Raw genomic sequence first — 12,500 nt, forward strand, 5'->3', positions numbered from 1 at the left:
TTGTTGTTGGCTTTGATTGTTGGGTTGCGTTCTGTGTCGCGCCCCGAGTTCGCGGTGCCGTGCCGCTAGTGGCAGCCGCAGCCCTCGTGGCCCTCGTGCTCGTGATGGCCGTGACAACCACAGGACTCGCCATGCTCATGTGCGTGCTCGTGGTCATGGCCGTGGCAGCCGCACGTGGCCTCGCCGTTCTGTGCAAGCGTGCCGGCGATAAGGGCCTCGACGCAAGCGTCGCAGCTGCCCTGGGCGCCTGCGTATACCGTGATGCCGGCTTGAGCAAGCGCGTTGATAGCGCCACCGCCGATGCCGCCGCAGATGAGCGTGTCAACGCCACCGTTGGCAAGCAGGCCCGCCAAGGCGCCGTGGCCGGTGCCACCGGTGCCTACGACCTGCTCGTTGAGCACCTTGTCATCCTGGATGTCATAGATCTTGAACTGTTCGCTGCGGCCAAAGTGCATAAAGATGTTGCCGTTGTCGTACGTCGTTGCCACCCTCATGGTGTCAGCCTCCTTTGCTGGCCATGCGGCCGTTGTCGTGGTGATGGGGGAGTACGCGATGTTTCCGCCTTCGATGACGATCGCCCGTCCATTGACCAGCGCGTTTGCCACCTTGCGATGCGCGCGGCTGCAGATTGCCGCCACCGTGGCGCGGGCAATGCCCATGCACTGGGCGACTTCCTCCTGATTGAGGCCTTCCAGGTCGCATAGGCGCAAGACCTCGAGCTCGTCGACTGTCATATCGATAGCGTCTCCGCTGGCAAGGCCGTCGGGGGTAAAGCAACGATATTCGGGGATGATCCCAACACGGCGCAATTTTTCGCGTCTTCCTGCCATACACTCTCCAAATCTGACATATGTCAACAATAGAATAGCGAACGTGGGGATTTGCGCAAGGAATTTCTGTCATATGTCAGAAGATGAGGGCTTATGTTTGGGCTGTGGGGCTGTGCGCGCCTGGGCTACAATAAAAATCGCTTATAGGCGACTGACAGGAGGGTCAATGAGCAAGGCTGATCAACAGTTTGTATCCATGTGCCGCGACATTCTGGACCATGGCACCACCACCGAGGGCCAAAAGGTCCGTCCGGTGTGGGAGGACGGCACCCCTGCCTATACCATTAAAAACTTTGGCGTTACGGCGCGCTACGACCTGCGCGAGGAGTTCCCTGCGCTCACCCTGCGCCGCACGGCGCTTAAGTCTGCGATGGACGAGATTTTGTGGATCTATCAAAAGAAGTCCAATAACGTCCATGACCTCAACAGCCATATTTGGGATGAGTGGGCCGACGAGACCGGCTCCATCGGCAAGGCCTACGGGTACCAGATTGGCCAGAAGAGCCATTATGCCGAGGGCGATTTCGACCAGATGGACCGAGTGCTGTACGATCTTAAGCACACACCGTACAGTCGCCGCATCATGACCAACACGTATGTGTTTAGCGACCTGTCCGAGATGCACCTGTATCCGTGCGCGTACAGCGTGACCTATAACGTCACGCAGCGCCCGCAGGACGACAAGCCGACGCTCAACATGATTCTCAACCAGCGCAGCCAGGACATTTTGGCCGCGAACAACTGGAATGTGTGCCAGTACGCCATCTTGCTGATGATGGTTGCGCAGTCGATCGATATGATTCCCGGCGAGCTGCTGCATGTGATCGCCGACGCCCATATCTACGACCGTCATGTCGATATTGTCCGCGAACTTATCGAGCGTCCGCAGTTTGCGGCGCCTAAGGTAACGCTTAACCCCGACGTGCACGATTTCTATGCGTTTACGACCGACGACCTGATTGTGGAGGGCTACGAGCACGGTCCGCAGGTCAAGAACATTCCCATTGCGGTGTAGGTGGTGCTCATGACGTGTAAGCTATCTGCTATCGTTGCCGTGTGTGACGATTGGGGCATTGGGTGCGAGGGCGACATGGTGGTGTCCAATCGCGCCGACATGCGCCATTTTGTGGCCTGCACCAAGGGCTGCCCGGTCATCATGGGACGCAAGACGCTGCTGAGTTTTCCCGGTGGGCGTCCACTTAAGAACCGTCGCAATATCGTGCTTACCCGCGACGAGGATTTTGCTGTCGAGGGCGTCGACGTGGTGCATAGCATCGACGAGGCGCTCGCCGCGGTTGCCGATGAGCCCGTTGCCTGGGTGATCGGTGGCGGCGAGGTGTATCGGCGGTTTTTGCCGTATTGCGCCGAGGCCGAGGTCACGCACAACCATTGCACTCATGCCGTGGACACGTACTTTCCCGATTTGGACGCCGATCCCGCGTGGGAGATTGCGTGGCGTGGCGGTGTTGCCACGATTGCCTCGGGCGAGGGCGACGAGGGTGTCGATTATGAGTTCGTGACGTATCGTCGCGTTGAGGCGTAAATCGCCTGGCGTGAACGGTATTATCGGGTTGATTGAATGTATGGGGCGGCGCTTAGCGTCGCCTCGTTTGGTATAGATGTGCTGTAAAGAAGGGTGCGGGCAGGCTGCTATGACTGATGCCGTTGAGGTTCTGCGAATTGATTCGCTCGAGGACGAGCGGCTCGATGCCTACGTGCGACTGACCGAGCGTGAGCTTCGCTGCGTGCTGGAGCCGCAGAAGGGCATTTTTATCGCTGAGAGTGCCAAGGTCATCGAGCGTGCGGTTCGCGCCGGATATGAGCCGGTGAGCTTTCTTCTGGGCGAGCGCTGGCTCGACCAGATGATGCCGCTGTTTGACCAGCTTGTCGTGCGCGAGGGAGCGGGTCCGGTTCCCGTGTTCGTGGCCTCCATGGAGCTCATGGAGCAGTTGACGGGCTTTAACGTGACGCGCGGCGCGCTGGCGGCGTTCCGTCGCCCGCGTCAGATTCCGGTTGATGAGTTCTTGGGCGGCGTTGTCGAGGCGGCGGGGGGTCGTCCGGTGCGCGTGTGCGTGCTTGAGGGTATTGTCGATCACACCAATGTTGGCGCGATTTTCCGCTCGGCTGCCGCATTGAACGTTGACGGTATTTTGGTCAGCCCGACGTGCTGCGATCCACTGTATCGTCGCTCGGCCCGCGTGAGCATGGGCACCGTGTTTCAGGTGCCGTGGACGCGCATTGGCAGCGAGGCTCGTGTGTGGCCGCATGATGGTCTGAGCGCGTTGCACGATGCCGGTTTTTCGTGTGCCGCTATGGCGTTGACGGACGACTCTGTTTCGCTTGATGATCCTGTACTGCGGAAGATTGATCGCTTGGCGATTTTTATGGGCACCGAGGGTGCCGGCTTGGGCGCCAAGACCATTGCCGGCTGTGACCACGCGGTGCGCATTCCGATGGCGCACGGGGTCGATTCGCTCAACGTGGCCGCGGCGAGCGCCGTCGCCTTTTGGCAGCTGTGCCCGCACGTGAGCAATGAGTATCACTACCAGCCGGGTTTGTATCACTAGGCAGATATTTTGCACTGGGCTCTGATTCGGGGTGTTTCGGTCGACGCCGGTCGGTGCTAAGCTGGTATTTGCTTTGGTCTTAAATTGCCGTTTTGTTGTTTAACATACGTTGGCGGGGAGGGCGTGTGGCTAAGAAATCTACGGCTATCGATGTAACGCAGGGTGTCATTTGGCAACAGCTGCTGTCGCTGTGCGTTCCCATCTTTTTTAGTTCGTTTTTTCAGCAGGCCTACACGCTTATCGGTACGTATATCGTTGGCCAGTTTGGCGGCAAGCTCGCGCTGGGTGGCATTCAAGCCACGATGGTGCTCACCGAGCTCTGCATTGGCTTTTGCGTTGGCGTCGGCGCCGGCTGCGCGGTCATTACCGGTCAGTATTTTGGCCAGCACGATGATGAGCGACTGAGTCGTTCGGTCCATACAGCCATGACGCTCGCGCTGGTGGGCGGTATCGCTTTCTCGATTCTTGGCATAGTGTTCGTTGAGCCCATGCTGGTGCTTATGAACACGCCGCATGAACTATTGGCCGAGGGCGTGGCCTATGCTCGCTGTTATTTTGCCGCGATGGTTGCGGCACTGCTGCTTAATATGGGAACCGCACTGCTGCGTGCCGTGGGCGACACGCGCGGCCCCGCCGTGATCATTGCCTCTGGCTGCCTGGTTAACGTGGTGCTGGATATCATTTTTGTCGCTGTGTTGCATATGGAGGCGCTGGGCTGCGGCATCGCGGTGGCGCTGACCATTTGCTCCAATGCAACGATGATCGTGTTGCGCATGATGCGCGCTCCGGGTGCATGGCGTCTTTCGCTGTCTAAGCTCGGTATCGATCGCGGTATTTGCAAGAGTATGATCTCGTGTGGTCTGCCACTCGGTTTTCAATCGGCTGCCTATTCGATCTCGAACGTGCTGATCCAGGTATCGGTTAATTCGTTTGGCGCCGATGTCACGACTGCTTGGGGTCTATCTGGGCGCCTGGATGGCATTATCTGGATGGTGACCGAGGCGCTCGGCGTATCGATCACTACGTTCTCGGCGCAGAACTTTGGCGCGCGCAACTACGAGCGCATGCGCAAGGGCTACCATACGTCGCTCGTGCTGTCGTTTATGCTCATTGGTGGCCTGTCTGCCGTGCTGCTGGTGTTCTCGGGTCCGTTGTCGCGTCTGTTTGTCGACGATGTTTCGATTTCGGCGTACACCACGACGATTCTTCATTTCATCGCGCCGTTCTACGCGATCTTCTCGATTATCGAGAACGCCTCGGGTTCCATCCGCGGCGCCGGCGTGAGTTTGCAGCCTATGATGCTCACCATCTTTGGCACCGTTGTCTTGAGGGTGATCTGGGTGTTTGCGATCATGCCCTTCGATCCGTCGCTCGAGCATCTACTGCTGGTTTACCCCGTAACCTGGCTCATCACCGCAACCATGTTCACCATCTACCATCACAGCGGCAACTGGCTAGGTCGCGCCACCGCCTAGCTCATCCGTCAGATACCCCTGATAAGTTGCGGTGAAATAGTTCCTGAAAAGCCCTTGCGGACCGTCAAACAAGTACTATTCCACCGCAACTTCCTTATGAGCTGTAGGTGTTGGCGGAAAACGAATCAATTAGTATTCGATGCCTTGGCGGGCTAGGAGGCCTTCGTCGAAGTAGTGTTTGATGGGACGTATTTCGGTGACTAAGTCCGCGAGGTCGGCCAACGGCAGCAGCCCGCGGCCGGTGAGCACGAGTTCCGTGGTGGCGGGCTTTATCGCGATCAGCGCTTCGACATCCTCGCGTGTCACGAAGCCGCGGCGCATGGCCTCGCCGAGTTCGTCCAAAATCAGAACGTCGACCTGTGATATCTGCTCGCATGCGAGCTCCATGATCTGTGCGGCGCAAGCCTCGGGCGTGTCGCGGTCAGCTTGTACGATGCGCAGCCCCAGGCGCGGCGCGGCATCGTGTTCGGCGCAGTGCAGTTTCTTGGCAAACTGCAGCCTAAGAACGTCGAGCCCGTAGCCCGTCGCGCGCAGCGCGAGCCCCAGCGCAGCCGTCGTCTTGCCCTTGCCGTCGCCTGTATAGATTTGAACCTTGCCGACTTACAGTGATGCCATCTCTGTCCTTTCGTGCCCGGCGTCGGTTTATCGCCGTCCGGGTTGGGTATTCTAGAAAGCATTATCAACCCCAGTAGATGGAGTTCAAGCAGATGGAGATGGATGACAACAAACGTAGACGGAATATGATTCTCTACGTGCTCATCGCCTTCGTCGTCTACCTCGTGCTCTCGACCGTTCTGTTCCCCAACATCGGTCACACGCAGCAGATTACGAAGACCGATTACTCGACGTTTGTCAAAGCGCTCGATAAGAAGAGCGTCGACAAGGTCGAGTACAACACGGACGATTACTCGATTTATTACACCAAGAAGGGCGAGGACGAGAACATCGCCTACAAGACGACCGGTGTGCCGAATGACGCGGGCTTTACCGATCGCGTGCTTGAGTCTGGCGCTTCGCTGGAGTCGGTCGTTCCCGATAAAAACTCGGGTTTGATGACCTACTACCTGCTCACACTCATTCTTCCCATGGCGATTTTCTTCCTCATCGGTTGGTGGCTCAACCGCCGCATGAAGAAGGCTATGGGCGATGACGGCCCGTCGATGAACTTTGGCGGCGGCGGTTTTGGCGGCGGCGGACTGGGTAAGTCCGGCGCGCGCGTGATCGCCTCCAAGGACGTGGGCGTGACCTTTAAGGACGTCGCCGGTCAGGAAGAGGCCAAAGAGTCTCTCAAGGAGGTCGTCGACTTTCTGGAGAAGCCGCAGCGCTACGAGGAGATCGGCGCCAAGCTGCCGCGTGGTGCTCTCCTTGTTGGCCCTCCGGGTACCGGTAAGACCCTGCTTGCCAAGGCTGTTGCCGGCGAGGCCGGTGTTCCGTTCTTTAGCATTTCGGGCTCTGAGTTCGTTGAGATGTTTGTCGGTCGCGGCGCTGCTAAGGTTCGTGACCTGTTTAAGCAGGCCAAGGAAAAGGCACCGTGTATCGTCTTTATCGATGAGATCGATACCATCGGTAAGAAGCGCGATGGCGGCGGCTTTAGCGGCAACGACGAGCGCGAGCAGACGCTCAATCAGTTGCTGACCGAGATGGATGGCTTCGATAACCATAAGGGTATCGTTGTCCTTGCCGCAACCAACCGCCCCGACAGTCTCGATCCCGCTCTACTGCGCCCCGGTCGTTTTGACCGCCGCATCCCCGTCGAGCTGCCCGATCTGACCGGCCGCAAGAACATCCTCGAGCTGCATGCCAAGAGCGTGAAGACCGAGCCGCCGATCGACCTGACCGCGATTGCCCGCGCCACGCCCGGTGCCTCGGGCGCCGACCTGGCCAATATCATCAACGAGGGCGCCCTGCGCGCCGTTCGCGAGGGTCGCAAGCGTGCAACCCAGGACGACTTCGAGGAGTCGGTGGAGGTCGTCATTGCCGGCCAACAGCGTAAGTCCACGGTGCTGTCCGACCACGAGAAGCAGGTCGTTTCTTATCACGAGATCGGCCATGCCATCGTTGCCGCTCGCCAGAAGGGCTCTGCGCCGGTCACGAAGATCACCATCGTGCCGCGCACGAGCGGTGCTCTTGGTTATACCATGCAGGTCGAGGAGGACGAGCGCTTCCTGACGACGCGCCAGGAGGTCTTGGACAAGCTCGCTGTCTATTGCGGTGGCCGCGCAGCCGAGGAGCTCATCTTTGGAGAGATGACGACCGGCGCCGCCAACGACATCGAGCAGGCCACCAAGCTCGCCCGTAATATGGTGACGCGCTTTGGTATGTCCGACGAGTTTGGCATGATGGCGCTCGGTACCGTCCAGAACGCGTATCTCAATCAGGACACGTCGCTCACCTGCGCCCCCGGTACGGCCGAGCGCGTGGACGCGATTGTCGCCAAGCTGATCGAGGATGCGCACGACCGCGCTTTGCAGATTCTGAAGGAGAACAAGTTTAAGCTCCACGAGCTGGCTCGTTATCTGTATAAGAAGGAGACCATCACGGGCGAGGAGTTCATGAACCTCCTCACGCGCGAGAATCCGCTGATGCCCAAGCAGCAGTAAAGCCGCGGCCGAGCCAGTAAACGCCGACGCCCCATTTGAGCAGCTTTCTCAAATGGGGCGTTTTGCTTGAGAGGGATGGAAATGAAGATCGTGGTGAGCGCCTGCTTGATGGGCGAGAGCTGCAAGTATAACGGGCTCGACAACTACCATCGCGAGTTGGTCGAGGCCTGCGAGCGTACAGGGACCGAGGTCCTCTTGGTGTGCCCTGAGGTCTTTGGGGGCCTGCCCACGCCGCGCAAGCCGTCCGAGATTGTGAACGGAGAGGTTCGTACCTGCGAGGGCATATCGGTCGATCGCGAATTTCGCCTGGGTGCCCAACGAGCGCTCGATATGTGCGAGCAGGCGGGCGGGCCGGAAGAGATCGCCGCGTGCATCCTGCAGGACCGTAGTCCCTCGTGCGGCGCGGGTCGCATCTACGACGGAACATTCAGCGGCACCCTTACGGCGGGCAACGGCGTCTTCGTTGATTTACTGCTCCGCCACGGTTATCGCGTGATCCCGGCTAGCGAGTTCGACCCCAGCATGCTGGAGCAATAAAAAACCACCACAAAGGTGCTGCTCCCTTGTGGTGGTTTTGGCCTGGGTCTAGAGCGTGTGGCCGTAGGCGTTGGCGGCCTTGATGGCGGCGGCGAATTTTTCGTCGGTGAAGGGCTCCGGGTTGCCTTGCTTCCACTCGTTGGTGGCGTGCGCGTGCTCGCACAGGGCAGGGATATCGGTCTCGGAAAGCCCGACCTGCTCAAGCGTTACGGGCAGCCCCATCTGCTTGTTGAAGTCAGCATAGCGCTTAAGGTTCTCGGTGTCGCCCGTGTAGGCGAACAACACCAGCACGCCCAGGCTTACGACTTCGCCGTGCAGGTAGGTGCCCTCACGCGGAATGCTGCAGGTGGCGTTGTAGAACGCGTGCGCCACGCTCGAGTTGTAGTAGTAATCGTTCTGGTTGGTCAGGTTCGAGACATAGCCCGTGTTGACCACGATGTCGAGCGCGATCTGCTTGACGGCCTCGCTCGACAGATTCTGACGAACGTCCTCAAGACCCTGAACACCGTAGGTAAACAGCGGCTCGGAACAGGTGTGGGCAAGAGCCAGGCCAAGGCCGGCGGTGTGCTCCAGGTCGCCGGCGCTCGTGGCGTACTCGACTTCGGGCTGCTTGGACAGGGCGTCGCCCACGCCGGCCCAGAAGTACTCCGCCGGAGCCTCGGCGATGATCTTGGGATTGATGAAGATGTGCGCCGGTCGGTTGGGGTACGAATAGCCCTCGAGCGATCCATCGTCGTTGTAGACGACGGCAATGGCGGTCGCGGCGGAACAGTTAGAGCAAATCGTCGGCACCGTAAAGACAATCTTCTTGAGCTCGATTGCCGCTGTCTTGACGGTGTCGAGTGCCTTGCCGCCGCCACAGGCGATAAGCACGTCTGCCTGCTGGCAAGCGGGGGAGTTCACGACCTTGGCGATATTGGCGCGCGTACTGTTGGTGCCGTAGACGCGCGTCTCCAGAATCTCGACGTCGGTACCTTCAAGCGCCGCCTCGATGCCCGGCAGCGCCGCAGCTAGGGCTCGCTTGCCACCAATGATGGCGACTTTCTTCGCGCCGTACTCCGCCAGTGCGGCGGGCAGCTCAGTAAAGCAATCCTCGCCGACGGTGTAGTCGCTCATTCCGATTGTGCGCATGGCAGCCTTCTTTCGTTAGTTAAAGTGCTTTCAGGTATTTTGCTCCTAGAGAAGGCTAACGACCACGAGAAATTTCTTACGTATGAAACCAGTGTTGAGGGTTTTTCGCCGGCGCGGAACGTGCTAGCATACTCCGCATAAGCGTTGATGGGGACGAGTAGTCGGCCGTCCGCATGCCACAGAGAGCGGGGAGCGCTGAGAACCCGTGCATGCGACCGATGAAAATCACCCCGGAGCTGCGGTCCCAACGGACGTGCCGCGCAGGCACGTCTTAGTAGATATCGCCGAGATGGTCGTCGATACAGGCCAGCCGAGTAACGGATGCGAGCGCGCGAATACGCGGGCGAGGGCATCTAAGCTGGGTGGTTAAACGAAGAGCTTTTGCGGGCATACAGCCCGTTTTTGTGGCGCTTCGTCCCAGCTTGTAGGGACGGGCGCTTTTTTGGTGCCCAACGGGCGTGCGCGCCCACGACATGAAAGGGGTACCGTGGCAAACGAGTACAAGCAGACGATGAATCTGCCCAAAACCGGTTTTCCCATGCGTGCCGGTCTTTCCAAGTCCGAGCCCAAGCGACTCAAGGACTGGCAGGACAACAAGGTCTACGAGCAGGTTCTGAAGAAGAACGAGGGTCACAAGAAGTTCGTGCTGCACGACGGCCCTCCGTACGCCAACGGCCCGATCCACATCGGCCACGCCATGAACAAGATCTCCAAGGACATGATCAACCGCTACTGGATGATGCAGGGCTATGAGGTTCCCTATGTTCCCGGTTGGGACTGCCATGGCCAGCCGATCGAGCATAAGGTCGAGGAGAAGCTCGGCACCGAGAAGTTCAACCAGACCTCCACGGCTAAGATCCGTGAGCTTTGCAATAAGTTCGCTGTCGAGAACATCGAGCTGCAGAAGGCCGGCTTCCGTCGCCTGGGCGTGCTCGGCGATTGGGACAACCCCTATCTGACGCTCTTTCACCAGCATGACGCCGCCGACATCGAGGTTTTCAAGGCCATGTTCGACAAGGGCATGATCTATCGCGGTCACAAGCCCGTCCACTGGTGCAAGCACTGCCATACCGCACTTGCTGAGGCCGAGATTGAGTACTCCGACGAGACGAGCCCGTCCATCTTCGTGCGCTTTGAGATGACCTCCAAGCCCGTCGGCCTCGAGAACTTCGACGGCCCGGTTGACTTTATCATCTGGACGACCACGCCGTGGACCATCCCCTCCGACCAGGCAGTTTCTCTCAAGCCCGGTGCCGCCTACGTCGCCGTTGAGCACGACGACCGCGCCGAGGTCATGCTCGAGGACCTGGCTCCCAAGTGCTGCGAGGAGTTTGGCTGGGAGTACACCCCGGTTGTGGTCGACGGCAAGCCCTATGTGGTTCCCGCCGAGACCTTCCATCACATTCACTATAAGCAGCCGATCTTTGACGGTGTTGAGGGCGTGGCACTGTTGGCCGATTACGTCGGTGTCGATGACGGTACCGGTATCGTCCACAACTCGCCCGGTCACGGCGTCGACGACTACTTCGCCTGCCTCAAGGAGGGCATCACCGACATTTGCATGCCGGTCGATGACGACGGCAAGTTCTACACCGGCGAGGAGTTTGGCACCGGCGGCCCCTTCAGCGGCATGGATACCGACGAGGCCAACCCGCACATCATCGAGTTCCTGCGCGAGCGCGGCACCCTGGTCCTCGAGAAGAAGATCACGCACAGCTATCCGCACTGCTGGCGCTGCAAGCACTCGGTGCTCTTCCGTGCTACCGACCAGTGGTTTGTCTCGATGGACAAGACCGGCTTGCGCGAGCAGGCTGGCAAAGAGGTCCGCGAGAACGTCAAGTGGTATCCGGCCCACGCGGCAAACCGCATCGGCGCCATGGTCGAGCAGCGTCCCGACTGGTGCATCAGCCGTCAGCGCAACTGGGGCGTGCCTATCCCCAGCTACACCTGCGCCGACTGCGGCGAGAAGGTCATGAACGACGCCACGCTCGACGCCGTTATCAAGCTCTTCCACGAGAAGGGCTCCGACGCCTGGTTCACCGACGCTCCCGAGAGCTACCTGGGCGAGGCTTGCGTCTGCCCCAAGTGCGGCGGCCATCACCTCAAGGCCGATAAGGACATTCTCGACGTGTGGTGGGACTCCGGCGTGTCTTGGAAGGCCGTCTGTGAGTATCGCCCCGAGCTTGAGTACCCGGCTGACGTGTATCTCGAGGGCTCCGACCAGCACCGCGGTTGGTTCCAGAGCTCGCTGCTGACCTCGGTGGGTGCCAACGGCCACGCTCCGTACAAGGCGGTCGTCTCGCAGGGCTTCACGCTCGACGGCCAGGGCCGCAAGATGTCCAAGTCGCTCGGCAACGTCATCGACCCCAACAAGGTCTGCGACGAGATGGGCGCCGACATCATCCGCCTGTGGGTTGCCTCCGTCGACACCAGCTCCGACGTCTCCATCGACCACGAGATTCTCGCCCGTACGTCCGATGCCTACCGTCGTTTCCGCAACACGCTGCGCTTCCTGCTTTCCGAGCTCGAGGGCCAGTTTGAGCCCGAGACCGACGGCGTCGCCTTTGCCGACCTGCTGCCGCTCGATAAGCTCATGGTTGCCCGCCTGACCCAGGTCCAGGCCGAGGTCGACGATGCTTACGCCAGCTACGAGTTCCCGCGCGCTTACCGTGCGCTTTACGACTTCGTGGTTACCGAGCTCTCCAACGTGTACCTCGACGCCCTGAAGGACCGTCTGTACTGCGAGAAGCCCGGCTCGCTCGAGCGCCGCAGCGCTCAGACCGTGCTCGCCGAGCTCTTCTCGATGCTCATGCGCGATCTGCAGCCGATCCTGTCCTACACGGTCGACGAGGCCATGGCCTATGCGCCCGCCGGCTGCGTCGATCATCAGAAGTACGCCGCGCTGCTCGATTGGTACAAGTCGCCCATCACGGTCGACGAGGCCAATGAGTTCGAGGGCGTGCTCGAGGCTTCGCTCGAGCTCCGTAGCGCCGTGACCAAGGCCCTTGAGGATGCCCGCTCTGCCGGCACCTTCACCAAGAGCCAACAGGTCCGCGTCAAGGCGGTCGTTCCCGCCGAGATGTATGCGCTGCTGACCGGCGACAAGGCCGTCGACCTGGCCGAGTTCTACATCGTCTCCGATGTTGAGCTGACCCAGGGCGAGGAGCTCTCCGTTGCCATTGAGGCTGCCGAGGGCGAGTGCTGCGACCGTTGCTGGAACTATCGCACCACCGTCGGCGAGTACAACGGCCACGCTCATATTTGCAAGCGCTGCGCCGATGCTTTGTAGGTTGCGGCGTTCGTAGAACGCCGCAACCTACCGACGCTGCAAACGCCCCTAAGCGGCAATCTGACGTTCAA

General features: G+C 59.9%; 10 protein-coding genes. 7 read left to right on the forward strand and 3 right to left on the reverse strand.

All coding sequences use genetic code 11. The features are described 5' to 3' along the window. Window positions 1–65: 65 nt before the first annotated feature. The gene (locus tag ABHR63_RS03445; RefSeq protein ID WP_138112391.1) at window positions 66–830 is read right to left on the reverse strand and encodes a DUF134 domain-containing protein; all 765 of its coding nucleotides are present in this window, start codon (window positions 828–830) and stop codon (window positions 66–68) included. A 166-nt stretch (window positions 831–996) separates the two neighbouring features. On the opposite strand from ABHR63_RS03445, the gene thyA reads away from it, so the two are divergent. The 4 genes from thyA to ABHR63_RS03465 all read left to right on the forward strand — a co-directional run bounded on the left by thyA (window position 997) and on the right by ABHR63_RS03465 (window position 4,872). Further along, window positions 997–1,845, forward strand: coding sequence for a thymidylate synthase (gene thyA / locus ABHR63_RS03450; protein WP_138112393.1), 849 nt, complete (start codon window positions 997–999; stop codon window positions 1,843–1,845). Window positions 1,846–1,854: 9 nt separating this feature from the next. After that, window positions 1,855–2,373 carry a dihydrofolate reductase gene (locus tag ABHR63_RS03455; protein ID WP_138112395.1) on the forward strand — a complete coding sequence of 173 codons (519 nt, stop codon included), beginning with the start codon at window positions 1,855–1,857 and terminating at the stop codon, window positions 2,371–2,373. Window positions 2,374–2,482: 109 nt separating this feature from the next. Then, a complete protein-coding gene (locus tag ABHR63_RS03460; RefSeq protein WP_138112397.1) occupies window positions 2,483–3,397 on the forward strand; it encodes a TrmH family RNA methyltransferase in 915 nt (304 codons plus the stop codon). Between the two features lie 125 nt (window positions 3,398–3,522). Further along, complete coding sequence (locus ABHR63_RS03465; protein ID WP_346964677.1) at window positions 3,523–4,872, forward strand: MATE family efflux transporter; 1,350 nt, start codon at window positions 3,523–3,525, stop codon at window positions 4,870–4,872. Between the two features lie 129 nt (window positions 4,873–5,001). On the opposite strand, the gene ABHR63_RS03470 is transcribed toward ABHR63_RS03465, so the two are convergent. Further along, entirely contained in the window at window positions 5,002–5,457 is a 456-nt protein-coding gene (locus ABHR63_RS03470) for a cob(I)yrinic acid a,c-diamide adenosyltransferase (protein ID WP_138112399.1), read from the reverse strand. A gap of 122 nt (window positions 5,458–5,579) precedes the next feature. On the opposite strand from ABHR63_RS03470, the gene ftsH reads away from it, so the two are divergent. After that, window positions 5,580–7,472 carry an ATP-dependent zinc metalloprotease FtsH gene (gene ftsH / locus ABHR63_RS03475; protein ID WP_171021520.1) on the forward strand — a complete coding sequence of 631 codons (1,893 nt, stop codon included), beginning with the start codon at window positions 5,580–5,582 and terminating at the stop codon, window positions 7,470–7,472. Between the two features lie 81 nt (window positions 7,473–7,553). Further along, window positions 7,554–8,009: a 2-thiouracil desulfurase family protein gene (locus ABHR63_RS03480; RefSeq protein WP_138112401.1), complete on the forward strand. Its 456-nt coding sequence runs from the start codon at window positions 7,554–7,556 to the stop codon at window positions 8,007–8,009. Window positions 8,010–8,057: 48 nt separating this feature from the next. On the opposite strand, the gene ABHR63_RS03485 is transcribed toward ABHR63_RS03480, so the two are convergent. After that, window positions 8,058–9,140 carry an iron-containing alcohol dehydrogenase family protein gene (locus ABHR63_RS03485; protein ID WP_138112403.1) on the reverse strand — a complete coding sequence of 361 codons (1,083 nt, stop codon included), beginning with the start codon at window positions 9,138–9,140 and terminating at the stop codon, window positions 8,058–8,060. 511 nt (window positions 9,141–9,651) lie between these two features. On the opposite strand from ABHR63_RS03485, the gene ileS reads away from it, so the two are divergent. Beyond that, a complete protein-coding gene (ileS, locus tag ABHR63_RS03490) occupies window positions 9,652–12,429 on the forward strand; it encodes an isoleucine--tRNA ligase (RefSeq protein WP_430392744.1) in 2,778 nt (925 codons plus the stop codon). The last annotated feature ends 71 nt before the right edge of the window (window positions 12,430–12,500 follow it).

This window comes from Collinsella aerofaciens (genome assembly GCF_039752775.1).
Classification (GTDB): domain Bacteria; phylum Actinomycetota; class Coriobacteriia; order Coriobacteriales; family Coriobacteriaceae; genus Collinsella; species Collinsella aerofaciens_R.

What these genes read in the sequence shown, in the direction of transcription:
- ABHR63_RS03445 (WP_138112391.1), bottom strand. Translation starts at nt 830, where the DNA reads ATGGCAGGAAGACGCGAAAAATTGCGCCGTGTTGGGATCATCCCCGAA.
- thyA (WP_138112393.1), top strand. Translation starts at nt 997, where the DNA reads ATGAGCAAGGCTGATCAACAGTTTGTATCCATGTGCCGCGACATTCTG.
- ABHR63_RS03455 (WP_138112395.1), top strand. Translation starts at nt 1,855, where the DNA reads ATGACGTGTAAGCTATCTGCTATCGTTGCCGTGTGTGACGATTGGGGC.
- ABHR63_RS03460 (WP_138112397.1), top strand. Translation starts at nt 2,483, where the DNA reads ATGACTGATGCCGTTGAGGTTCTGCGAATTGATTCGCTCGAGGACGAG.
- ftsH (WP_171021520.1), top strand. Translation starts at nt 5,580, where the DNA reads ATGGAGATGGATGACAACAAACGTAGACGGAATATGATTCTCTACGTG.
- ABHR63_RS03480 (WP_138112401.1), top strand. Translation starts at nt 7,554, where the DNA reads ATGAAGATCGTGGTGAGCGCCTGCTTGATGGGCGAGAGCTGCAAGTAT.
- ABHR63_RS03485 (WP_138112403.1), bottom strand. Translation starts at nt 9,140, where the DNA reads ATGCGCACAATCGGAATGAGCGACTACACCGTCGGCGAGGATTGCTTT.
- ileS (WP_430392744.1), top strand. Translation starts at nt 9,652, where the DNA reads ATGAATCTGCCCAAAACCGGTTTTCCCATGCGTGCCGGTCTTTCCAAG.